The following is a 20,823-nucleotide window of genomic DNA, read 5'->3' as shown; positions in this document are numbered from 1 at the left end:
AATGAACGATTTAACAATTAGAAAATTACAAAAAGAGGATCTAACAAATGGATTTTTACAAACATTAGATTCATTACGACAAACCAGCAACATAGATAAAAAAATTATAGAAAAAACATTTGAAAAAATAAATTCAAATCAAGATCAATTAACCATAGTAGCATTATTAGAGGGAAAAGTAGTAGGTGCAACTACATTATTAATTGAAACTAAATTTATCCACAATGGTGGCAAAGTTGGACATATTGAAGATGTAGTAGTAAATAAAAAATATCAAAAGAATGGAATTGGAGAAAAAATGATAAAATATCTCTTAAGATATGCAAAGGAACAAGGGTGCTATAAAACAATTTTAGATTGTGTAGATGATGTCAAACCATTTTATGAAAAATTAGGCTTCAAACATAATGCAAATGCACTAAGATTCGATCATGCTTAGAAATATTCTTTTTTTGGACGTTTCTTGTTTGTTTTAATTAAAATCAGTCCAACTATCATCACAGGTATAGAAACACCCATGAACAAAGGCGGAGTTATGATAACAGCATCAACCATATAAGAATCAGGAATTTTATCTAAAAGAGAATAACAATATGCCATTCCAATTAACAAAATAATTCCACCACTAAGGATCATAGAACCAATTTGCTTAGAACCATAACGTCTTGATAGTAAAAATGCAAGTCCAGATAAAACACATGCAGGAGCCACACCAATTGAGATGAATTGCAATATTTTTGGACTTGGTTCAAATGAAGTTCCAAATTCAAAATTAGCAGGCATATTAATTATAAAATTAAATACAGAAATAATTTCTCCAACAAACATCACATACAATCCAATACTTGCAATTGCTACCCATTTTTCTAGTGCCATTACAATAACAAAATCAAGTTAATAATTAAACTATTCAAACAATACCAACCAAATTGGCTAATTCTTTTCTACAGGACGCACCAAGTTTTTCAGCTGCCTGTTCTGGAGATATGTCATTAAGAAAAATGCCATAACCACGTTCAAGACCAGACCAGGGCTTAGTTATTGGATAAACTTCAATATGCCAATGAATTTGTCTGCTATTTTTCTTTTCAGGAGATAAATGAAATACCATATTATATGAAACATCTTTAACAGTTTTTGACAAACCACCAAGCGTAGCTCGTAAAATAAGCGAAAGATCATTAATTTCTTTTTGAGTTATTTTAGAAAAACTAGTCGTATGTTTTTTTGGAGAAATGCAAAATTCGTATGGATATGATGGAGACCAAGGACAAAATGCAATAAACCCTTCAGTTTGAAGAACTTGTCTTGGCCCACCCATTTCTTCATTGACAATTTGGCACATAGGGCATACACCTTTTTCATTAAGGATTTTGTAGGAAGCTTCTGCTTCTTCTTCAATAACAGGAGGAATTGTTGAAAATGTCAAAATATTCAAATGCGGATGGGGGTTTTTACTGCCTGCAGATTCTCCCTGATCAGCATAAATTGAAACGTATGTCACACCTTTTTGGGTATAGAGCCATCGTAATCTATCCTGTACAACCACAAGAATGTTGGACCATTGTTCAGAATCAATAGTAGCAAGAGTGTCTTTTTCTTTAGGAGATGCAACCACAATGTAATGATAACCGTAAGCTGGTTCACTATAATGAGGTCTATCACTGTATGAATTTTCAGTTTCAATAGAAACTATAGGATTTTTACTCTCAAATACTCTAATCGACCAGCCTTCAACATATTCATCTTCATTATCCTGAAGACGCTGTAGCATACCATCTTTTGCAACTAATGATAGAACAGAAGGATTTGTCATTGATTCATTTCCAGGAGCATAAGGAGATTTTTTTGGATCTACAACTTTGTCATCTTTTTTAGAGACGATCATAAAGCGTTCAGAAACATAATCTTTACGCATGTCCCCCATAATTCATAATTGAAGTTTAAGTATGTTAAAACGTTTTCCAATATACAAGAAATTAAAAATAAAAAACAAATGATGATAAAATATCATTTTGAGATTTTTCGTATTCTATAAACACTAACAAAAAACATAAACAACATCCCTTAAATCAAAACTAAAAATTTCATGATCGCATATTTTTATGTAAGATTTAAAGGAGAGCAACAAAAAATTTGGAAATACGGATAGAATCAACAATTCAGACATTCATATGATTTATGTTCTTTTAGATGGGGTAGGTGATCTTCCACATCCAGATCTAGATGGTAAAACACCACTCGAAGCGGCAACCACTCCTACTCTAGACAAATTAGCACAAAATGGTGTAATAGGAGAAGTCATTTCGGTAGGAAAAGGAATTGCACCAGAATCAGACATTGCAGTTTTCAACATGCTAGGATACAGATTTCACCATGTTGATTACGCAGGAAGAGGGGTAATAGAAGCAATAGGGGTAGGAATTGATTTTAAAGATGGAGATTTAGCGCTAAGAGGAAATTATGCAACATTAAATGATGAAGGAATTATTATCGATAGACGTGCAGGAAGACATATTGAAAAAAATGATGCAGAGGGAGTTGCAAAAGAAATCGAAAATAAAATTAAATTTTCGTTTCCAAATACATCGGTAGTAGTATCGCCTACTATAGGCCATAGAGTAACAGTAAGAATTAGAACTGAGAACGAAAAATTATCATCTCAAATCACTAACACTGATCCTGCATATGCCAGAGTAGAAGGTATGGGAATAGCAAAAGCGGTTGGAGATTTTTTACGAATTGAAAAATGTTTACCGTTAGATGAAACTGAGAGTGCTAAAAAAACTGCTAAATTAGTTAATGAGTTTACGGCACAGTCACTTCAAATTATGAAAGAAAGTCACATTAATAAAAAAAGAATTAATGAAAAAAAGAAAAGTTTGAGTTGCATTTTACTAAGAGATGCAGGAAACAAATATCCAGACGTAAAGCCCATCAATGAAATGTATTCTATGAATTTTTCATGTATTGTAGATATGCCAGTAGAACTTGGAATTTCAGAAGTGTTAAAGATGAAAGCGTTTGAAGCAGGAGGATTAACAGATTATGAAGAAAAAGCAATAGTAGCTGCAAAAGCAATGGAGACTCAAAATGCGATTTACGTTCATCTAAAAGGACCAGATGAATTTGGTCATGATGGAGATGCTATTGGAAAAATGAAAAATATTGAAGAGATTGACCGTAGATTTTTCAAAACACTACTTGAAAATATTGATTTTGATAAAGTTGCAATAGTTATTTCAGCAGATCACTCGACACCGTGTATCAATAAAGGACATAGTGATGATCCTGTCCCAATTTTAGTATCGGGGAATTTTATCAAAAACGATGGAACAACTAGAGTTACGGAAGATCAAGCTAAAAAAGGGAGCATTGGTTTAATTCAAGGAGCAGATGTTGTAACTACAGCTCTTAATTTAATCAAATCTCAAATATAGTTAATTCTTTAGTTTTTTGCATTTCTTTGATTTTATTTCTAATTCTATCGACATCAATTTCACCATAAGTTCCAGGAGAGTCACCCAATTTTTCTAATGCTCGCTGTAACATTCCAATACCTATACGAGCTTCGTTTTTTTGTGCATGAGCAAATGCAACTGCAAGAAGAATAATTCCCTGAACAAGTTCTTTTTCTCTGCCATAGCATTGCTTCCATACACCTTCTAAAGATTCATGACTCTCCCAAAATCGTTCATTGTTAAAATAAAAGACACCATCACGAGTTCCATCTTCTTTCCCAATCTTTTCTTCAAAGATATGTCTTGCATTATCCAAAGGTCCAATTAGAGATAATTTTTCAATTACAAGATCTAAATCGTCAGGATTTACAGAGACATCAAATTCCAAAAATTTACGTGCGACTCGAGCAACTCTTACTGAAGCTGGAATGGTGGAACATATTTTTCTTGCATGATTTACAAGATAAGAGGAATCTTTAGGACTGTAACCATTATTTTTTAAATGAATCATATATCGTTCCATGTGGGAATTAGACTGAATTTTCTTAAATTTGTTCTCTATTATCAATCAAGGTTTATATGAAATATCTTAAGGATTTTGGATACATGTCTATTATTCAGACCGTAACTGACGTAAATAACGCCTTCCTATCAAGAAGAGAACTGATCTGTAATTTTACAGGATTAGGCGGTAAACTCAAAAAACTTGAGGCAGTAGATATGATTACAAAAGAATTCAAACTTTCTGGAAAAATTGTGATTCCTATGAGATTGCAAACTCATGTTGGAAAAGCATTGGTTACAGGAACTTTCTTCATCTATGATGATGAAGGATTGGCAAAAAAACATGTCAATCCAATAATCTTCAAACGAATTGAAAAGACAAAAGCCAAACAAGCAGAAGCAGATAATGCAAATGCCGAAGCAACTGCGGAGAAAACCGAATAATGGCAGCAAAAAAAGCATCTGCAGGAAAAAAAGGCTCTAGTCCAAATGTCTATAAATATTTCAAAGTAGACAAAGACAAAATAACAAGAGGTAGAAAAAATTGTTCTAGATGCGGAAAAGGAGTTTTCATGTCTAAACATAAAGACAGAAACACTTGTGGAAAATGTGGATTAACAGAATTTAATCAATAAAGTATCAATCTAATTTAAATTAAAAATTGGTTTTAATTTTCATAAAATTCTTCATATCAAAATATTCTAAAAAAAATATAATAAGAAGACAGGGTGGAGTTAAAAGGACGGATGAGAAATGGATTTTGAAAAATTATGCAATAAAATATTAGAAATAGACCCACATGTTAGATTCACAGGAATTTTAGATTCAAAAGGTGATTTAATAATTGAAAAAAATCGTGACGATACAACATTACTTAATGAACAAGAAGTCAAAATGTCAGTTCATTATACTTTTGAAAGATGGACCCGTCTTCAAAATTTATCTTATAAATTTGGCAAAGAAAAATTATCAGTTACAGAATATGAAAATGTCATTTTAATTAGCATTCAATTTGGCAAAAATCTCTTTTTGTTAAGCACTGATCCCAACATTGATTATATGAATATAATTAATAAAACTAAATCAATTATTGTTGAATTACAAAATTAGTTCTATATACAATAAGTGTGCCTTAATATAAAAAAAATGCATGAATAAAAAACATCAATAAAGTTTTTTTGTTCTGATTTTAGCACTTTTTTGTTCAAGTTGTGCTATTTTATCTAAAAACAAAGGATCCAATTTTATTTTTGCTAGTGATTCAGCAGATAATTTAACGGTGTTAGAATCAAGTGAAATATTGATTTTTGGAAGATTTTTCTCTATCCAAAATTTCATCACTTTATCTTCTAATTTGTAATCCCTAAAACCTGCTGGAAATCGTTTAGTAATGTGATCTAACAAAGTTCTATCTTTAAACACAGCCTTAGGCTCAAACAATCTTCCCTCATCAGCATAAACACTTTCAAAGAGATTTCCAGTAATTTCATCTGAAAGTAAATCCATTTTAGAAATTTTTCTAGTCAATTCAAGAAAATGTAAAAACTCATGTGCCAGAATTGCATGAATTGTACCCTTTAGACCATATGCAACCAAAGGTGCAGAAATTTGAATCACTACATGAAATTTTTCATCAAAAAATACAGGGATTGTTCTAGCAAATAATATTCCAAACTCATAGGAATTAGGATTTGGAGATGAAACAACAATTGAGGGTTCTACGTAAGCAGTTGGGTAACGAATACCAGATGCTTTTTCAATTCTATTAATTCCCTCTACAGTTATAGGAAATCGTTTTACAATAAGATCATAAACATCATCTGGAATTAGTCCTTTAAGACGGGCTTCTTTTAGTCGTACTAACGGATCCAATGTATCACTTCGCGGAATTAGAATGTAAAAAGGTTGATTCTATCTAGATTTTGGCTTTCCAGATTTTGCAGTCTTTTTTCTACGTCTATCAGCTCGTTGATCGGCACGTCTAGCATGTTTACCTTTTTTTCTCATGGGCATGAATAATCTGAAAAACAGGGATTAGTTAATTGTTATCATTTAGGTTAATTTCAAGAAAATCAAATGCCACACAAGTGCACCTATCACTCATCATTTGAGTGATTCCAGGGGTCACATCATCACCATCAACAAATCGTTTTACAGGTAACCCGCCTTCAGCTTTAATAATTAGATTAAAGAGATTTTTGGATATTTTTTTATATTTTAAAATAGAAACATTCTTTTCAGAACGTTTTCCAGACTTTTCATAAACCACAACAGAATTTGAGAGCATATTTTTTAATTTCTTCAGATTCTCAGGAATGATTTCATGCTCCGTAGATATTTTTAATTCTATTAGTGAGTTGAATTTGATAGGAGTTTTTGGAGGGTCAGATATAATTTTCAAATTATGAATAGTAACTTTATCAGAAATTATTTTTTTGGGGAGTGAAATATTTCTTTTAAATGGGTTTTGAAGTTTGACAAAAAATGGACGACCTGAACCTAAAACTAGACTTGATTGATCTTCGCCTCCAACCCAAGTAAATTTTGTTGTAGTACCGCCAAATTTAGTAAAAAGAAATTCTGAGATTTTACCCTCAATACTGTCATATTCAGAAATGCCATGAAGGTTACAACTCTTACAACCTTTTCCATAACAATTAGTACAAGACTTTTGTTTTTGTGGAAGTCCTCGCTCAGACTTTGTATATCGTCCGTACAACATAATGGATTTTGAGCGTATTTGGCATGATTCATCTTTAAAGTTAATTGTAAATGTGAGATCAGGATTTAAAAAATCAATAATTTTCTTTGTTTTTTTTACAAATTGTTTTCCAAGTTCTTTTGTAATATCAGTTTTAACACTATCAATTCCACGTAGTTTGTATTTTGATTTTATATAATCATCTCTATCTACGATGGATGGTTTGATTAAGGCTCCAATAACTATTGAAGAGTAATTATATTTTGAAGAAGCATCTAACATCAATTTCAAATATGTAGAAAGATTATCCAATAAATTTTTACAAATAAAGCATTTTTTTGTGGATTGTTTTACATGTGCCTTTAATTTTTTTCCAAGTAGTTTATTTGAAGATAAATTTAGCTGTTTAGAAAAAAGCCTACCTAGACAACTATCGCATAGACCGTAATTTTTCATTAATTCATTTGATATAGGAATAATTTCTTTAAGAGTAGTCATTTTAATTTTCAATATTTAAGAAATAAAAACTCTAACCGAATCCCATACGACGAAGAGTACCCTGCATCTGTCTTCCTTTTGATGCTTTCATCATACTTTTTGAATTTTTATAATTTTTTAGTAATTCTTTCACTTCGTGTTCTGGCCAACCAGAACCCCTTGAAATTCTTTTAATCCTAGATGAATTCATTAGATCAGGATCTGCTTTTTCTTCCTTGGTCATACTTTGAATAATAAATCTCCATTTAGAAACTCGTCCTTCCATTTGATCTAATTGATCATCTTTAACCATACCTGAAAGTCCCGGCATGTTATCAAGAAATCCTTTCAATGATCCTACTTTGGTAACTTCTTCCAATTGATAGAAAAAATCATCCATGTTCATTTTTCCACTTGAAATTCTTTTTAGTCTAACATCATCACCCTCATTTTCTAATCTTTTTGCTAAATCTAAAACTGCTTGAATATCACCCATTCCAAGTAATCTGCCAACAAATCGTGTTGGTGAAAACTTTTCTAAATCATCAATTCTTTCACCAGTTCCAATATACATAATTTGAGCACCCGTAGCTGCAGATGCAGCTATTGCGCCACCACCTTTTGCAGAGCTATCTAATTTTGTAATAATAATTCCACCGACGGGAATTGTTTTATGAAATGCTTCTGCTTGATTAAAACACTGTTGACCGATAGTTCCATCAATTACAAGTATTGCGAGGTCAGGTTCTGCTACCTTGTTAATTTGTTCCATTTCAGACAAAAGATCTTTTTCTTCTTTATGTCGTCCAGCAGTATCAATTAATATCACATCTAAAGGCAATGATTCAAAATACTTTAATCCATTTTTCACAATATCTGGAGAATTTTTGTTGCTTGGTTCACCATATACCTCAACATTAGATTTTTCACACATGGTTCTTAATTGTACTAAAGCCCCAGGTCTGTAAGTATCAGCCCCTATAACACCAACGGAATATCCTTGTTTGGTTAAGAATTTAGCAAGTTTAGCAGTTACAGTTGTTTTTCCGCTACCTTGAATTCCAAGCATGATTAACTTGTTTTGTCTATCAGATTTAAAATCAAAATCAGATTCTTTTCCTAGCAGCTTTGCAAGTTCATCATATAGAATTTTTACAATATGATCTTTTCTAGATAGCCCAGGAGGAGGCGTTTCATTTAATGATCGGGTTTCGATTTGCTTTGTAATTTCAAGAACTAATCGTACATTGACATCTGATTGTAATAATGCTCTTTGAACATTTTTTGATAGTTCTTTGATAAGTTCTTCATCTATGCCAGATGATTTTACAATTTTCTTAATTGCATCACGAAGGTTATTCTTAAGACCATCAAGCATTATAGTTTAACCTCGCATCCACTATTTCAAACCTTCCTCTGTATCCATCCCAAATTTTTTCAGATTTAATAATATCAATTGAATGTGAAAAAAGAGGACAGTTAACAACAAATGTTTCTGCTTCACCACCTTCAAAATTTAAATTAAAACCAAATTTTTTAGAAAGATCATATAAAATTGATATGTCGTTTTTGGTAATTATTTTTCCAAGCCATGAATCATCTAATCCTCCAGATGAGACACTGGAAATAATAAATCTGAAATTTGAAGAGATTAATCCATTCATGTATTCAAATGGATTACTATTCCATAATGGAGTAACGGATTCGAGATTTAGTTTATTACATAAATTTTCAAATTTTTCTTTTTGAAATTGGCTTTGTATACCACCGTGTACTATTCCTTCAATTTCATATTGATCAATAGATTGTATTAAAATTTCTTCTAGCAAAGTTATTTCATTGTCAGTTTCATCTGAGTTGGATTCAATTACTAATTGAGGAATTTGCATGGATTGGGACTGGAGTTTAGTCCATTGTAAATTAGGATGATGTAACAAATGACTTTCAGCAGATTTAGGAAATATACTCAATAGACAATTTACTTCATAGCCTTGTTTTTTTGCCAAGAATATAGAATAAAGACTATCTTTTCCACCTGAAAAAAGAGATGCAATCTTCATTTCAATATAAAAAAATCAACAAATCATTGAAAAAGATATGTGGGATGCTTCATTACTCATAATCCTCATCATACATCAGACGGCTTTTCCGCTCATCATCAGCATCCGTATTAATTTTTGAGATGAAGTATTTTAGTTGTGAATATTCCAAAGTATTACTTGAATTCTCAGCAGACATGTTATTGGCATTACTAATGAAGAGACAAATATATCCCATAATGAAAAACTGTCAAAAAAATAAAAAAAGATGGCCTTTAGTTAAAAAGAGCCGTCAATTCGGACGATATATCTACGGATTCAACTACTGGTGGAAGGGTATCACCGATTGGAGTAGTATTTACTTGACCAACTAGTATCAATGGGATTCTGATTTGTGCTTGTTCATTGATAATTGCAGATCTGTGAAATGCAAGTGCAAATGAACCAGTGTCATCAGATACTGGTGCAAAGTAGCCATTGAGATGAATTACTACATTGTCAAATTCGTTAGTTGTTCCTTTAAGAGAAACATGATTTCCTCTTGCATGACCTTGAAGATCAAATGTTATATCTCGATCTCCAATTTCAGCAGTTGCGGTTCCAATTATTTTCCAACCACGTGGACCAATTTTTCCGGCTTCACCAGAAAGATCAAATGTTGCAGGAACTGCCTGACCACCAATAACTGCCCAACCAGATACTTTACCTGTAAATTCCAATGACGGAACTACATCTATCTCAGCATGTGCAGATAATCGGTCATTTCGCAAGTTTTGCAAATCAGTTAACTTTGACTTTAGATCCTGTCTTTGTTCTTTGATTTGTTCACGAACTTGTTGTTGTTTTTCTTTGTAGATTTGTTTGTCAGATTTTTCAGCAGTTATACTAACATCGGCATTAACATCCGTTTGTGCAAATGCTCCAATCGTAGGAGATATTGCAACTGCCATAATAATTGCCAGTGCTGAAAACAATTTTACGTATTTCATTACAGCATAATTTGTTAAATTGTATTAAGTAATTTCGAAGCTTTCTTACTGATGATTTATCGGTGTCAGATTTTTTAAATACACTAATTTAAAAAATAATTAAAGACAACATAACTAACTAAAAGGATAATTCCAAAAATCACTAATCCTTTTATTCCAAATTTTATTACAACAAGCACATATGAGATCCACGGAAGCAGTAGCAACATAATTTCAACAGAACGAAAAAGAGAAACATTATGTTCATTTACAAGTGGCTGAAAAATATCAAAAATCATCAAGCCTATTCCACTGGGAGAAAAATCAATGCCTGTTTTAGTTGCAATTGCTAAAAATAATCCATTAAAGACAGATGGAAGAAATAAAGCATGATAAAAAGAAGCCATGTAATTTTAAGAACATAGTAGTATTTAGTAAACTAATTGTACATATCTTTAAGTTGAAATAATATCAAAATTAGTTATTGTCTAATAATAAATTCTCAGAAATTAATTTCTTGGCAGATAAAGTACATATTCATCATTGGCCACTTGATACTCAAAAATGGCCGGATATAATCATTAGTCAAGTGGATAAGGATATCAACAAAAATAATTTAAAAAAACAGTTAGTAATCAGAGAAAAAACCATTAAGATTGACAAATATGAGTTTAAGAAAATTAAAAAAGTAGGAGTAACCGTACCTTTATTTAAAAAACAATGCACTTTGGTTTTTGAAGGCTATTTTAAAGATGTGTATGGTCACATACATATTACTACTAAAGAAGATAATTATTTGGAAATTTTCAATAAGATAATGTCATGGAGAGATAAATATTTTCACGATAGTATTGAATCATAAATCAACCAAATAAAATAAACACAGAAAAAACTAAAAGAACACAATGAAAATTAATGGAGGATTAACTTTTGATACGCATAATTTTAATTCGGCCCATAACATTCCAGTATTCTACATTTTGGCCATTTGCAACAGTTCCGTTAATCTCCTCATCGATTAAAGTGACGTCAATTGTTTCAAAAGTTTCCGAGTCCATAATTTGAATAGTTTCTCCAATTATTGAAATTACTTGACCTACTCTTTTGTCAATTAACGGAATGTGAACTTGCATGCTAACTGGTCCAACATGTGGTCTTTTTTGACCATCAAATACGCCTACTCCCACGATTCTGGCCTTTGCGGCACCATGTTTTCCAGGTTTAGATGTATCATATTCAACAATTCTACAAGGTTCACCATCGGGTTGATCAGATACTGGAAGTAAAATGTAAGAACCTATTTTCAATGAACCAAGATCAGCTGGCTTACTCATGATGAAGCTGATTTTAGTCGAATATTTAACATTTACACTTTTTCAAGCAATTACAAAAATTGGTAAAAAATTACTAAAATGATCCATCAGTAATTTAAATAGATAGTTTTTACTTTAATTTTTCAAGAATTGAGAGACTCAACAAATTAGTCATCGTTAACCCTTTTCGATTTACATCTCGTTTAGTTTGGTCGCAGTACTTTTTTACGCTTTGATGACCTTTTTCACTAGCAACCTCAATTATTACAACATTGTTTGAGTATGGAAAAGTGAATTTTTGAGGTAATTTGCAATATGTATTCATGTGACCTAATCCACCAACGCGGATTTTTTCTCGTTTTAATAAAATATCTGCAACTTCTTGAAAATCATCATGAGATTCCCCATATTCTAAATAATAAACAGTAACAAAATTTGTCTCCCCCGATACAATTCTTTGAAATAATTCGTTTTGCACATTAAAAATAAAAGACGTTTTTTCTTGATTGTGTTTGATTAAATCATCTATGATAAATTGACTATCTTTGAATTTTCCCAAAATATAATGATTCGATGATTCAGAAAAGTAAGGTTTACTCTCATCTGAAAATGTTCCAGTTACAAAATATAATGCCTCAATATTACTTGAAGACATCCATATGTCTTTTAATTTAACAGACTCATGATTGTGTAGATAAGGAGCACAGACGTAACCAGAGTAAGATAGTTGCTGTTCGGTCAACAAACTTCTTTTCTTAAAAGATGGTATTTATGCCTATACAAAACACATACGATCTCTAATCAGAATAGTTTGGCTTCGATAGTTTTTTAATACTAGAATACTTCGTTGTTTTTGTCCCAAGCTAGCTCAGCCTGGTAGAGCTCCCGGCTGTAGTTGTTGGCTTTAGATGGCTGACTGAATAACAGCATATCAGGCATACAGAAACCGGGTTGTCGATGGTTCAACTCCGTCGCTTGGGACCATGGTTTTTTTAAATTTTAAAAATAATAAAAAAATAGACTAATTTAAGAAAACAATGATGAACTCTTAAATTAATAAAAATATCTATTGTCTATGCTGTTTTTTTGACTTTTTGAGCAGCTGGTCCTTTTTGACCTTCGCCGACTACAAACTCGACTTTATCGCCTTCATTGATGAATCCATCAACATCTGATTTGTGAACGAATAGATCGTCACCAGATTCTCTTTCGATAAAACCAAAGCCTTTCGTGCGGTTGAACCACTTTACGGTGCCTTGTTCCATTTGATTATTTACAGAATTATTCCGTATATTAAGATAAGTTATCAAAATAGATCTGACAAAAGACAACGATATTCAAACCAAAGTTAGCATAAAGACGAATAAACGAATTTAGAAGTCTTTGGCAATGTGATTGTTATCTTTTAACCATTCAACTTGTGGTAAGGTAAATCTCCAAACAATGTCACCCCGTTCAGCCTCATTAAAATCCCAAGGTGCAATTATGACAATGTCATTATCGCGTATCCAAACTCTACGCTTCAGTTTACCTCGAATTCTACCTCTTCGGGTAACACCATCGGTACATTTTACCATTACGTTTTCACCTCCAAGCATTTTAAGAACACGACCAAACATCTCACCTTCTTCAGGCAAACGTATTTCTTTTAAGGCACTTTCGTTTTTGACTTGGCGTTTACCCATAGCATACACTACAGTTATGAGCATATAACTGTGGGGATTATTTGAACAAAAATATTAGAAGTTTTTTATAAATTTAACACTTACAAGGAATTTTATTCGTATAGAATAAAAATATCTCATGGAATTTAGTTGTATTAAGGACTGTTCTCAGTGTTGTATCGAAAGAGAATATTATCCCAATAAAAAATTTGGAAAGATTGGAGTGTTAATACTACCTGAAGAAAAAGAAAGGATAGAAGGTCTTGCAAAAATAAATGGATTAGAAATATCAATTTTACCAAGAATAGGAATATCAGAAAATGGAGAATCTAGTCCAACAAAGATATTAGCATATCAATTAATGGGAATAGAACCAAATGGGAACACATGCCCATTTTTAGATACTAAAACATCAGATAGATCACCTCATGGTGGATTTCCATGCAAAATATACAATAAACGACCTCTTGCATGTATGACTTATCCATTAATAGAATCAGATCCAATAACACTAGATCAAAAATGTAAATTTTGCAAAGAACATGGTACCGCAGATAAAAATTTGAATTCAGAAATAGAATCATTATTAAAAATCAAAACAAAAATGATAACAGACGCGCCTCTCATATGGAGATATGCTACTGGGATCGGAGAAGAATCAGATACAAGTAAAATAAAAACAGGCTGGATTCTAGAAGAATAGATAGAGAAATCAAACATGTTAGTGATGTTTTAAGCAAAAATTCAAAAGCATGTAAAAGATCATTCTTCTATGAGTGATGACGTGTGGTCAGATTTAGATAAAGTAGACCAAAAAATCATTGAAATTCTTAACAACAATGCAAGAACACCATCTAAAGAAATTGCATCAGAATTAAAAAAATCGGGTCATGATGTATCAGATAGAACAATTAGAAAGAGAATAGAAAGATTAGAAAAAAGCGGGATCATCAAAGGATACAAAGCTGTACTAACAGACGTATCTGGAATTAATGAATATCAAACCATCTTAATGAAATTAAAACCATCAAAATCACTAGACTCGATTAAAGATTCAATTAAAGAATTCATTACAAAATTAGATAATTATCTTCTTATTGCAAACATGGATGGAGAGTGGAATATGTTAGTAATTATACAAGTTGATTCTGGAAAGTCAAATACGGCACAGAAAATTGTTGAGAAGTTTTCTGACGAATTAATAGATTACAGAATAAACGTAGTAGATATCAAAGATGTGAATATTTTAAACATGTCATTATTATTGTTGTAATAAGGAATATTCAGATTCAGCAATACTAATTGCTTTTTGTATTTCATCAAGAGTGAATGGTTTTTGAATAAATGCAGATACCCCAGAACTAATTGTCTTATTTACTCGCTGAGTAGTTTTTTCATCCGCTGTAATTACAATAATTTGTAGATCAAGATTTTCTTTTAATAACTTTGTAGCAACCACGTCTCCTTCTAAATCAGGAAGTCCCATATCTAAAAGCACGATTGGATTTTTATTTGTAGAAAATAGTTTTTGACAACCTTTTATTCCATCTTTTCCATTTTCATAAAGTAAAATTTCACCATATCCTAATTTTTCTACATAATTTTTTAGTTTCATCGATACAGCTTTACTATCGTCAATAATTACAACAGGTCTAAAAACTTCAATGGTTGAAGAAATCATCGATTTTGCTTTTTGATATGAAATTTTTGCTTTATCATATTCACCAAGAATTAACAGGCATTTTGCAGCACATAACAATGCGCCTTGAATATTTTTTGACGTTTTATTTTTCGAGTATTCTAAAAATAAGTTACAAGCTTTTTCAATTTCTTCTTTGGATTCTTTACTTTGCCTAGTTTTACATTCTGCAGCTAACATGTACAAGAAAGCAGACTTTAGATATTCAGTTTTTTTCATAGATTCAGCTTGATTTAGAAATAAATTATGAGCGGTGATGAATTGTTTATTTTTCAAATGAGTTAATGCCACTTCATAATTTACCTTGGAAGTCATAATCACGGTATAATTTTTTTATTTTATAACATTTTGTAGTATCGGATCAAGGATTAATCACTGCACGTCCGACAATCTTACGTGCTTTAAGATCCTCTAAAGCAGTGTTTGCAGCATCAAGAGAATATCTCTTCGAAATCATTGGATTAATTGTTCCTTTTCGAGCTAAATCTAACAGTTCAACCATATCAGTATAATTTCCAGTGTAGGCTCCTTGAATTACAATAGATTTTAAAGGAATTGTAACCAGAGACAGCTCCATAGATCCCCCAAACAAACCAACTAAAACAAGATTCCCTCTCTTTCTTAGAACTGCTAATCCCATTTTTGCAGTGGGAGGAGCATTTACAAAATCAACAACACTGTCAGCACCTTTTCCATTACAAGTTGAAATTATTTTTTGAGTAGTATCAGGATCTTTGGAATTGAAAACAAAATCAGCACCCATTTTTTTTGCTATTTCTAATTTTTGATCATCTAAATCTACACAAATAATTTTAGATTTTGTAATAGAGTGTGCAATTTGTACTCCCATCAAACCCAATCCACCTGCACCAATTATTACCAAAAACTCAGGGGAATTTTGATTTGATTTTTTAATTGCATTGTAAGCTGTTAAACCGGAACATGCAAGTGAAGTTGCAGATTCTGGATCCACACCATTTAGTTTTGCCAAATATTTGAAATGAGGAACAAGCGAGTATTGAGAATATCCACCATCTTGAAAAACACCAAGAGATTTTGGCGCATCACATAAATTTTCATTTTCTACTTTACAAGCAGGGCATACACCACATCCGATCCAAGGATAAACTAAAACTTCATCACCTTTTGAATAACCCTTTACATTATTACCTGATTCTTCCACAGTTCCAACAATTTCATGTCCAGGAGTTACAGGATATTTCACTCCCCTATCAGTCACTTTCATAAATTTACCATCACCTAAATCATATCCACCCTCCCAAAGGTGCAGATCACTATGACATACGCCTACGGCTTTAACTTTGACTAGAACTTGATTATCTTTAGGATGAGGAGTTTCTGTTTCAACAAGCACTAAAGGCTCATTAGGACCAGTAATCCTAGCAGATTTCATAATGATATAATTCTGTCTTAACAATATAAGAGTTGACTGGATAAAAGAAAAAAATAGAGCCCTAAGATATTATTGAATAAAGATAGACAAAGTATGTGAATGAAGAACAGACTCCTGATGGCATTTCACAAGCACCTGTAAATATTTTGTTTAATCCGTCATCTGTTGCTAAAAAAGATGTGTGGGATATTGATCTTATTCAAATTCTTGATTTATTAATTAAAATTCTTGAAAAAAGTGGGAAAAAAGATCTTAGAGTTGCAGGAATGGCCGCATTATCATCTTCTTTGATTTATAGAATGAAGGTAGAAAGTATTTTTGCATTACAACGTGCTGCAATGGAGAAAAAACCAATTAGACAAAGAACCGATGTAGACATAGAGTTAATCGATATACCATATAGACACGAATCAACCTATCCTGTTTCATTAGATGATTTGTTAGGATTACTACAAAATTTGATTGGTACAATAGCCAATCCACAATCCAGAAGAAATAAGCTGAATATAGAACCAATAGAAGCTCCAGATTTTCAGGAGTATTTTATTTCTCTTGAAAACATTATTGGAAAATACGAAGATTTGATTATTAAAAAAATTACAGATTTAGGACACGGTATGCTTCAGGACATAATAAAAGATCTTGATGGAGTTGATTCAATTAGATGTTTTTTTGCAATTCTATTTTTGGCAAGAGATGAAAAAATAGACTTGGAACAAATAGAAGACGACATCAAAATCATTCTGATAAAGGAGAAGTTAACAAACTGATCAAAAATGAAGAAAGGATTTCTTTAAGTAGATTTTGTAGGAAAAACAGATAATTGACAAAAAACAATTCAAATGATGAAGCAATAGCTAAAATTGAAGCAGCCCTTTATTCTGCAGGAAGACCCTTAAAAATAGAGGATCTGATCAGAGCTTCAGGCACAGAGTCACGAACAAAAACATACGAAATTCTCAACGAGTTAATGAAAAAGACAAAATCAGCATTTAAGGCATTGGAGATAGTTACACTACCTGACGGTTCATATGTATTTCAATTAAAACCAGAATACAGTTCAACAATCAAAAGATATGCATCAAAACCCATTCTTCCAAATGCAACCCTAAAGACATTATCATATATTGCATATATGCAACCAATTTCATCAAAACAACTTGTTGAAACTAGAGGTTCTGGAGTATACGAACATCTTAAAGAATTAAGGCAGTTAGACTTTATCACTCATCAAAATGTAGGTAGATTAAAAATTTACAATACAACAGAAAAATTCCAAAAATATTTTGGCATACAAGGAGATGTAGAAAATCTCAAACAAAGACTGTTTTCCAAAGTTAGAAAAACAGCAAAGATGTCAGAAACAAACTCCTCACCTGAAATAATCACAAAACTAAACTAAACAAATTATCTAAGCCTATTTTTTGCGTTTTGTATAAATTAGAGTAATTAAAAGAGCATTCGTGCGAAAATCAGTAGAAAATCTTGCAACCAGTAAAATAACTGGAGGTAGAAGAAAGCCAGCAAGGATTAGAAGAAAATACGAAATCGATAGATATCCAAATGAATCAGTCACAGGTGCACAAATAACAATTACCAGAAGAGTAAGAGGAAATAATAAAAAAACAGCTTTGAAAACAATTGATTTTGTAAACTTAGCAACAGGAGATTCCAAAGTTAAGAAAATTAAAATTCTCAAAGTATTAGAAAATGCTACAAACAATGATTATCAAAGAAGAGGCATCATTACAAAAGGTGCGATATTAGAAACAGATGCAGGAAAATGCAGAGTAGTTTCTAAACCAGGACAAACAGGAATAGTTAACGCAGTTTTAATAAAGTGATAAAATGAAAGATTACGAACATGTCGTAATCTGGCTAGATTATTTTAACAAGACATTACCAAGAGATAAAGGAAGGAAATTAGAAAAAGAGAAATGTGTTTTTGATCCTTCACTAAAAGAATTAACAGAAGCTGCACAAGCAGCAGGATTTGAAATCACAGAGACTGATGAAAAAGTAAGATTTCCAAGAAGACCATATGTCAGGTCGGGCTACATAATTTTACCAAAAGGAACTAGTAAGACAAATATTCTTAACAAGATTTCAGAAAAATTAGTTTCAAAAAGAGCCAAGCAAACAAAATAAAATCAAATCTAGCTCTTAGCTAAAGTAAAGTTGACAGAAGTCTATGATAACAATATCATGATTACAATTTCTAATTGCAGGAGGTAGGTGAAATAATGCACTTAGCCGGTAGCGGCAGAGTGATCATTCAGCTAACTGAAAAGTTAGATGAAGGAGTAATACTCTGTGACGAGACAGGAACTAAAGTAGCAAAAATAATGGAACTAATCGGTCCAATAAAAAGACCGTTTGCGTCAGCAACTCCATTAACAAATAACATCAAAAAATACATTGGCAAAAGCGTTTTTGCATTTGAACATTCTCCTGCAAACACACAAAAATTTAGGAGAAGAAGAAAATGAACATATTACAAACCCAAAGCTGTCCTGAATGTAAATCATCATTAGTAGATGACATTCAGAATGGTGAAATAATCTGCTCTGGTTGCGGCGTAGTTGTTGCAGATCAGATGGTAGATTATGGTCCAGAAACAAAGAGCTCAAATCTCGAAGACAAGATGAAGCTAGCAAGAGCAACAGGACAAACAACTTATTCTCAACATGATTTGGGAATAACAACTGAGATATCAATTAGCACAAAGGACTTTAGTGGAAAAACAATCAACCATCAAGTTGCTAATCAAATGCACAATCTCAGAAAATGGCAACAAAGGGTACGCGTTTCTTCACCAAGAGAAAGAAGGTTAGCAAATGTTTTATCAAAAATGGGTGAGACATGTGATGGTCTAAATCTTTCAAAAAATGTCTTGGAAACAGCTTCTATGATTTACAGAAACTTGGATGGACATGTAGAAGTAAAAGGAAAATCTGTATCAAGCATTACAGCTGCTACAATCTACATGGCATGTAAACAATGCGACGTTGTAAGATCATTAGAAGAAATTTGTAGAGGAATATGTGCACCAAAAGATGTCAAGTCAAAAACAAAACTTGCAGCAAAATACTATAGAACCATGGTAATGGAAATGGGTCAAATAAGCGCCCCAGTTGTTACTATGAACAAATACATCTCAAAGATTGCAAACATGACACAAACTGAAGTTAGAGTTGAAAGACTAGCCTTAGAAATAGCAGAAAAAACTAAAGACAGTAATATTGCAGACGGAAAAGCACCAAATGGAATTGCAGCCGCATATCTGTATGTAGCCTCAGTTTTGTTAGGACAAAATGTCCTTCAAAGAGACGTCTCAAGTATTGCAGGTGTCACAGAAGTAACAATCAGAAACAGATGTAAAGAGATTCTAACATGTTATAAACTCAAAATTACTTTGAGACCATCTCTGGCCAAATTTTAATCCCCCCCCCCCTTTTCATTTTATTATTTATTTTAGAAAATTCTATTAGGATTAGCTAAATTTCGTCGGTATTATATATAGAAAGAATCAAAATTGAATTATGGCAGTACTTGAGATTAAAGATCTTCATGTTACTCGTGAGGGTAAAGAAATTCTCAAAGGAGTAAATCTGAAAACAGGTCCAGGAGAAGTACATGCAATCATGGGACCAAACGGTTCTGGAAAAAGTACTTTAGCATATACATTACTTGCACATCCAAAATACGAAGTTACTAAAGGAGATATTTTGTTAGATGGTGAAAGCATTTTAGAATTATCAGCTGATGAGCGTGCAAAAAAAGGATTATTCTTAGGATTTCAATATCCTACCGAAGTTTCAGGTGTTGGTTTTTCACATTTTCTTAGAACAGCTTACAATTCACTAAGTAAAGCACTTCAAGGTGACGATAGAGAAGTATTCATCACAGTAAGAGAATTTCAGAAATACCTCAAAGATAATTTAAACAAGGTTGGATTAAAAGAAGAGTTTCTTTCAAGATATCTAAATGAGGGATTTTCAGGAGGAGAAAAGAAACGTGCCGAAGTATTGCAGATGGCAGTTTTAAAACCAAAGATTTCAATTTTAGATGAACCAGATTCTGGGTTAGACATCGATGCAGTTCAAGCAGTTGCACAAGCAATTAGCAAGGTTGCTGGAAAAGATTCTACAATAATTGTAATTACACATTATGCAAGAATTTTGAAATTTTTAGATAAACTAGATTATGTCCACGTATTTGCAAGAGGTCAAGTTTTAAAGACTGGTGACGCATCCCTTGCAGACAAATTAGAAAGCGAAGGATATGATTGGGTTTTAGAACAAAAAGCATAATCAATCTTAATATATTTTTAAAAAGAATAAACATGAATGATTTTTGATATCATTGTTGCTATTCAAAGTTAATGTAGAGTTTAACAAAGAATTTTTCAGTATTGAGAAAGACCAAATCACCATAGGAATAAAAACAAAACCCATCAAAGGGAAAGCTAATAAAGAAATCATAAAAAAAATTGCAAAACATTTCAAAGTTTCAACATCAATGATTCAAATAAAATCAGGACATAAGTCAAGTCAAAAAATTATACAAATACAAGATTAGAG

Annotated in this window: 31 protein-coding genes and 1 tRNA gene; 17 read left to right on the top strand and 15 right to left on the bottom strand. The window is 32.0% G+C overall.

Annotation, left to right across the window (positions count from 1 at the left end; translation table 11 throughout):
* Nucleotide 1 precedes the first annotated feature (1 nt).
* Nucleotides 2–439 (top strand): GNAT family N-acetyltransferase, encoded by a 438-nt coding sequence (locus K5782_RS03990; protein WP_297464136.1) that lies wholly within the window; start codon nt 2–4, stop codon nt 437–439.
* Here the strand turns inward: K5782_RS03990 and K5782_RS03985 are convergent.
* Together K5782_RS03985 and K5782_RS03980 are read right to left on the bottom strand one after the other, a co-directional pair.
* Nucleotides 436–876, bottom strand: a complete 441-nt coding sequence (locus K5782_RS03985) for a hypothetical protein (RefSeq protein WP_297464134.1) — start codon at nt 874–876, stop codon at nt 436–438. The two genes, K5782_RS03990 and K5782_RS03985, sit on opposite strands and share 4 nt — an antisense overlap.
* Before the next feature lie 34 nt (nt 877–910).
* Nucleotides 911–1,927: a galactose-1-phosphate uridylyltransferase gene (locus tag K5782_RS03980; RefSeq protein ID WP_048109531.1), complete on the bottom strand. Its 1,017-nt coding sequence runs from the start codon at nt 1,925–1,927 to the stop codon at nt 911–913.
* A gap of 247 nt (nt 1,928–2,174) precedes the next feature.
* Between K5782_RS03980 and K5782_RS03975 the strand changes: the two genes are divergently transcribed.
* On the top strand, nt 2,175–3,440 hold the full coding sequence (locus tag K5782_RS03975; protein ID WP_297464132.1) for an alkaline phosphatase family protein: 1,266 nt from the start codon (nt 2,175–2,177) through the stop codon (nt 3,438–3,440).
* Here K5782_RS03975 and K5782_RS03970 read toward each other — a convergent pair.
* Entirely contained in the window at nt 3,424–3,984 is a 561-nt protein-coding gene (locus tag K5782_RS03970; protein ID WP_297464130.1) for a DUF309 domain-containing protein, read from the bottom strand. The two genes, K5782_RS03975 and K5782_RS03970, sit on opposite strands and share 17 nt — an antisense overlap.
* An 83-nt stretch (nt 3,985–4,067) precedes the next feature.
* Here K5782_RS03970 and K5782_RS03965 point away from each other — a divergent pair, with 83 nt between their 5' ends.
* The 3 genes from K5782_RS03965 to K5782_RS03955 all read left to right on the top strand — a co-directional run bounded on the left by K5782_RS03965 (nt 4,068) and on the right by K5782_RS03955 (nt 5,075).
* On the top strand, nt 4,068–4,409 hold the full coding sequence (locus K5782_RS03965) for a hypothetical protein (RefSeq protein WP_048109527.1): 342 nt from the start codon (nt 4,068–4,070) through the stop codon (nt 4,407–4,409).
* Nucleotides 4,409–4,600, top strand: coding sequence for a 30S ribosomal protein S27ae (locus tag K5782_RS03960; RefSeq protein ID WP_007549998.1), 192 nt, complete (start codon nt 4,409–4,411; stop codon nt 4,598–4,600). The genes K5782_RS03965 and K5782_RS03960 overlap by 1 nt, the downstream gene beginning before the upstream one ends.
* A gap of 118 nt (nt 4,601–4,718) precedes the next feature.
* Nucleotides 4,719–5,075 carry a DUF6659 family protein gene (locus tag K5782_RS03955; protein ID WP_297464127.1) on the top strand — a complete coding sequence of 119 codons (357 nt, stop codon included), beginning with the start codon at nt 4,719–4,721 and terminating at the stop codon, nt 5,073–5,075.
* 54 nt (nt 5,076–5,129) lie between these two features.
* On the opposite strand, the gene K5782_RS03950 is transcribed toward K5782_RS03955, so the two are convergent.
* The 6 genes from K5782_RS03950 to K5782_RS03925 all read right to left on the bottom strand — a co-directional run bounded on the left by K5782_RS03950 (nt 5,130) and on the right by K5782_RS03925 (nt 10,557).
* Complete coding sequence (locus K5782_RS03950; protein ID WP_297464125.1) at nt 5,130–5,837, bottom strand: hypothetical protein; 708 nt, start codon at nt 5,835–5,837, stop codon at nt 5,130–5,132.
* A gap of 166 nt (nt 5,838–6,003) precedes the next feature.
* The gene (locus K5782_RS03945) at nt 6,004–7,164 is read right to left on the bottom strand and encodes a tRNA pseudouridine(54/55) synthase Pus10 (RefSeq protein ID WP_297464123.1); all 1,161 of its coding nucleotides are present in this window, start codon (nt 7,162–7,164) and stop codon (nt 6,004–6,006) included.
* Nucleotides 7,165–7,195: 31 nt separating this feature from the next.
* Nucleotides 7,196–8,521 carry a signal recognition particle receptor subunit alpha gene (locus K5782_RS03940; protein ID WP_297464122.1) on the bottom strand — a complete coding sequence of 442 codons (1,326 nt, stop codon included), beginning with the start codon at nt 8,519–8,521 and terminating at the stop codon, nt 7,196–7,198.
* Nucleotides 8,514–9,203 carry a diphthine--ammonia ligase gene (locus K5782_RS03935; RefSeq protein WP_297464121.1) on the bottom strand — a complete coding sequence of 230 codons (690 nt, stop codon included), beginning with the start codon at nt 9,201–9,203 and terminating at the stop codon, nt 8,514–8,516. The genes K5782_RS03940 and K5782_RS03935 overlap by 8 nt, the downstream gene beginning before the upstream one ends.
* A 254-nt stretch (nt 9,204–9,457) precedes the next feature.
* Nucleotides 9,458–10,171 carry a hypothetical protein gene (locus K5782_RS03930; RefSeq protein WP_297464120.1) on the bottom strand — a complete coding sequence of 238 codons (714 nt, stop codon included), beginning with the start codon at nt 10,169–10,171 and terminating at the stop codon, nt 9,458–9,460.
* A gap of 83 nt (nt 10,172–10,254) precedes the next feature.
* The gene (locus tag K5782_RS03925; protein WP_297464119.1) at nt 10,255–10,557 is read right to left on the bottom strand and encodes a hypothetical protein; all 303 of its coding nucleotides are present in this window, start codon (nt 10,555–10,557) and stop codon (nt 10,255–10,257) included.
* Nucleotides 10,558–10,667: 110 nt separating this feature from the next.
* Here K5782_RS03925 and K5782_RS03920 point away from each other — a divergent pair, with 110 nt between their 5' ends.
* A complete protein-coding gene (locus tag K5782_RS03920) occupies nt 10,668–11,012 on the top strand; it encodes a hypothetical protein (protein WP_297464118.1) in 345 nt (114 codons plus the stop codon).
* Between the two features lie 61 nt (nt 11,013–11,073).
* Here the strand turns inward: K5782_RS03920 and K5782_RS03915 are convergent, their stop codons facing one another.
* Together K5782_RS03915 and K5782_RS03910 are read right to left on the bottom strand one after the other, a co-directional pair.
* Nucleotides 11,074–11,484 carry a translation initiation factor IF-5A gene (locus K5782_RS03915; protein WP_007549986.1) on the bottom strand — a complete coding sequence of 137 codons (411 nt, stop codon included), beginning with the start codon at nt 11,482–11,484 and terminating at the stop codon, nt 11,074–11,076.
* A 109-nt stretch (nt 11,485–11,593) separates the two neighbouring features.
* Complete coding sequence (locus K5782_RS03910) at nt 11,594–12,205, bottom strand: hypothetical protein (RefSeq protein WP_297464116.1); 612 nt, start codon at nt 12,203–12,205, stop codon at nt 11,594–11,596.
* Nucleotides 12,206–12,320: 115 nt separating this feature from the next.
* Here K5782_RS03910 and K5782_RS03905 point away from each other — a divergent pair.
* Nucleotides 12,321–12,447 (top strand) — tRNA-Tyr (locus K5782_RS03905).
* Nucleotides 12,448–12,536: 89 nt separating this feature from the next.
* On the opposite strand, the gene K5782_RS03900 is transcribed toward K5782_RS03905, so the two are convergent.
* Together K5782_RS03900 and eif1A are read right to left on the bottom strand one after the other, a co-directional pair.
* Nucleotides 12,537–12,728 (bottom strand): cold-shock protein, encoded by a 192-nt coding sequence (locus K5782_RS03900; protein WP_007549969.1) that lies wholly within the window; start codon nt 12,726–12,728, stop codon nt 12,537–12,539.
* 108 nt (nt 12,729–12,836) lie between these two features.
* Nucleotides 12,837–13,148: a translation initiation factor eIF-1A gene (gene eif1A / locus K5782_RS03895; protein WP_048110302.1), complete on the bottom strand. Its 312-nt coding sequence runs from the start codon at nt 13,146–13,148 to the stop codon at nt 12,837–12,839.
* Nucleotides 13,149–13,266: 118 nt separating this feature from the next.
* Here eif1A and K5782_RS03890 point away from each other — a divergent pair, with 118 nt between their 5' ends.
* Both K5782_RS03890 and K5782_RS03885 read left to right on the top strand, forming a co-directional pair.
* Nucleotides 13,267–13,830 carry a YkgJ family cysteine cluster protein gene (locus K5782_RS03890; RefSeq protein WP_297464114.1) on the top strand — a complete coding sequence of 188 codons (564 nt, stop codon included), beginning with the start codon at nt 13,267–13,269 and terminating at the stop codon, nt 13,828–13,830.
* 69 nt (nt 13,831–13,899) lie between these two features.
* Nucleotides 13,900–14,400: an AsnC family transcriptional regulator gene (locus K5782_RS03885; protein WP_297464113.1), complete on the top strand. Its 501-nt coding sequence runs from the start codon at nt 13,900–13,902 to the stop codon at nt 14,398–14,400.
* Here the strand turns inward: K5782_RS03885 and K5782_RS03880 are convergent.
* Entirely contained in the window at nt 14,389–15,141 is a 753-nt protein-coding gene (locus tag K5782_RS03880; protein ID WP_297464112.1) for a response regulator, read from the bottom strand. The genes K5782_RS03885 and K5782_RS03880 overlap by 12 nt on opposite strands.
* A gap of 46 nt (nt 15,142–15,187) precedes the next feature.
* The gene (locus K5782_RS03875; protein ID WP_297464111.1) at nt 15,188–16,240 is read right to left on the bottom strand and encodes an alcohol dehydrogenase; all 1,053 of its coding nucleotides are present in this window, start codon (nt 16,238–16,240) and stop codon (nt 15,188–15,190) included.
* Between the two features lie 95 nt (nt 16,241–16,335).
* Here K5782_RS03875 and K5782_RS03870 point away from each other — a divergent pair, with 95 nt between their 5' ends.
* The 8 genes from K5782_RS03870 (at nt 16,336) to K5782_RS03835 (ending at nt 20,821) form a co-directional block, all read left to right on the top strand.
* Entirely contained in the window at nt 16,336–17,010 is a 675-nt protein-coding gene (locus tag K5782_RS03870; protein WP_297464110.1) for a chromosome segregation protein ScpA, read from the top strand.
* Between the two features lie 53 nt (nt 17,011–17,063).
* Nucleotides 17,064–17,642 (top strand): SMC-Scp complex subunit ScpB, encoded by a 579-nt coding sequence (gene scpB / locus K5782_RS03865; RefSeq protein ID WP_297464109.1) that lies wholly within the window; start codon nt 17,064–17,066, stop codon nt 17,640–17,642.
* A 61-nt stretch (nt 17,643–17,703) separates the two neighbouring features.
* On the top strand, nt 17,704–18,084 hold the full coding sequence (locus K5782_RS03860; RefSeq protein ID WP_297464107.1) for a 30S ribosomal protein S8e: 381 nt from the start codon (nt 17,704–17,706) through the stop codon (nt 18,082–18,084).
* A 4-nt stretch (nt 18,085–18,088) separates the two neighbouring features.
* Nucleotides 18,089–18,388, top strand: a complete 300-nt coding sequence (locus K5782_RS03855; protein WP_297464106.1) for a signal recognition particle subunit SRP19/SEC65 family protein — start codon at nt 18,089–18,091, stop codon at nt 18,386–18,388.
* 74 nt (nt 18,389–18,462) lie between these two features.
* The gene (locus tag K5782_RS03850) at nt 18,463–18,729 is read left to right on the top strand and encodes a Gar1/Naf1 family protein (RefSeq protein ID WP_297464105.1); all 267 of its coding nucleotides are present in this window, start codon (nt 18,463–18,465) and stop codon (nt 18,727–18,729) included.
* A complete protein-coding gene (locus K5782_RS03845; protein WP_007549954.1) occupies nt 18,726–19,682 on the top strand; it encodes a TFIIB-type zinc ribbon-containing protein in 957 nt (318 codons plus the stop codon). The genes K5782_RS03850 and K5782_RS03845 overlap by 4 nt, the downstream gene beginning before the upstream one ends.
* Before the next feature lie 100 nt (nt 19,683–19,782).
* Nucleotides 19,783–20,553 carry a Fe-S cluster assembly ATPase SufC gene (sufC, locus tag K5782_RS03840; protein ID WP_048109510.1) on the top strand — a complete coding sequence of 257 codons (771 nt, stop codon included), beginning with the start codon at nt 19,783–19,785 and terminating at the stop codon, nt 20,551–20,553.
* A 55-nt stretch (nt 20,554–20,608) separates the two neighbouring features.
* Entirely contained in the window at nt 20,609–20,821 is a 213-nt protein-coding gene (locus K5782_RS03835) for a DUF167 domain-containing protein (protein ID WP_297464104.1), read from the top strand.
* Nucleotides 20,822–20,823: the final 2 nt, after the last annotated feature.

It is taken from the genome of Nitrosarchaeum sp. (assembly GCF_025699065.1).
Classification (GTDB): domain Archaea; phylum Thermoproteota; class Nitrososphaeria; order Nitrososphaerales; family Nitrosopumilaceae; genus Nitrosarchaeum.
Note: the sequence above shows the minus strand (reverse complement) of the source record. Positions and strands in the feature narration are given on the sequence as shown.

Coding starts and splice junctions, on each gene's coding strand:
- K5782_RS03990 (WP_297464136.1), top strand. CDS start 2: ATGAACGATTTAACAATTAGAAAATTACAAAAAGAGGATCTAACAAAT.
- K5782_RS03985 (WP_297464134.1), bottom strand. CDS start 876: ATGGCACTAGAAAAATGGGTAGCAATTGCAAGTATTGGATTGTATGTG.
- K5782_RS03980 (WP_048109531.1), bottom strand. CDS start 1,927: ATGGGGGACATGCGTAAAGATTATGTTTCTGAACGCTTTATGATCGTC.
- K5782_RS03975 (WP_297464132.1), top strand. CDS start 2,175: ATGATTTATGTTCTTTTAGATGGGGTAGGTGATCTTCCACATCCAGAT.
- K5782_RS03970 (WP_297464130.1), bottom strand. CDS start 3,984: ATGGAACGATATATGATTCATTTAAAAAATAATGGTTACAGTCCTAAA.
- K5782_RS03965 (WP_048109527.1), top strand. CDS start 4,068: ATGTCTATTATTCAGACCGTAACTGACGTAAATAACGCCTTCCTATCA.
- K5782_RS03960 (WP_007549998.1), top strand. CDS start 4,409: ATGGCAGCAAAAAAAGCATCTGCAGGAAAAAAAGGCTCTAGTCCAAAT.
- K5782_RS03955 (WP_297464127.1), top strand. CDS start 4,719: ATGGATTTTGAAAAATTATGCAATAAAATATTAGAAATAGACCCACAT.
- K5782_RS03945 (WP_297464123.1), bottom strand. CDS start 7,164: ATGACTACTCTTAAAGAAATTATTCCTATATCAAATGAATTAATGAAA.
- K5782_RS03940 (WP_297464122.1), bottom strand. CDS start 8,521: ATGCTTGATGGTCTTAAGAATAACCTTCGTGATGCAATTAAGAAAATT.
- K5782_RS03935 (WP_297464121.1), bottom strand. CDS start 9,203: ATGAAGATTGCATCTCTTTTTTCAGGTGGAAAAGATAGTCTTTATTCT.
- K5782_RS03930 (WP_297464120.1), bottom strand. CDS start 10,171: ATGAAATACGTAAAATTGTTTTCAGCACTGGCAATTATTATGGCAGTT.
- K5782_RS03925 (WP_297464119.1), bottom strand. CDS start 10,557: ATGGCTTCTTTTTATCATGCTTTATTTCTTCCATCTGTCTTTAATGGA.
- K5782_RS03915 (WP_007549986.1), bottom strand. CDS start 11,484: ATGAGTAAGCCAGCTGATCTTGGTTCATTGAAAATAGGTTCTTACATT.
- K5782_RS03900 (WP_007549969.1), bottom strand. CDS start 12,728: ATGGAACAAGGCACCGTAAAGTGGTTCAACCGCACGAAAGGCTTTGGT.
- eif1A (WP_048110302.1), bottom strand. CDS start 13,148: ATGGGTAAACGCCAAGTCAAAAACGAAAGTGCCTTAAAAGAAATACGT.
- K5782_RS03890 (WP_297464114.1), top strand. CDS start 13,267: ATGGAATTTAGTTGTATTAAGGACTGTTCTCAGTGTTGTATCGAAAGA.
- K5782_RS03885 (WP_297464113.1), top strand. CDS start 13,900: ATGAGTGATGACGTGTGGTCAGATTTAGATAAAGTAGACCAAAAAATC.
- K5782_RS03880 (WP_297464112.1), bottom strand. CDS start 15,141: ATGACTTCCAAGGTAAATTATGAAGTGGCATTAACTCATTTGAAAAAT.
- K5782_RS03875 (WP_297464111.1), bottom strand. CDS start 16,240: ATGAAATCTGCTAGGATTACTGGTCCTAATGAGCCTTTAGTGCTTGTT.
- K5782_RS03855 (WP_297464106.1), top strand. CDS start 18,089: ATGAAAGATTACGAACATGTCGTAATCTGGCTAGATTATTTTAACAAG.
- K5782_RS03845 (WP_007549954.1), top strand. CDS start 18,726: ATGAACATATTACAAACCCAAAGCTGTCCTGAATGTAAATCATCATTA.
- sufC (WP_048109510.1), top strand. CDS start 19,783: ATGGCAGTACTTGAGATTAAAGATCTTCATGTTACTCGTGAGGGTAAA.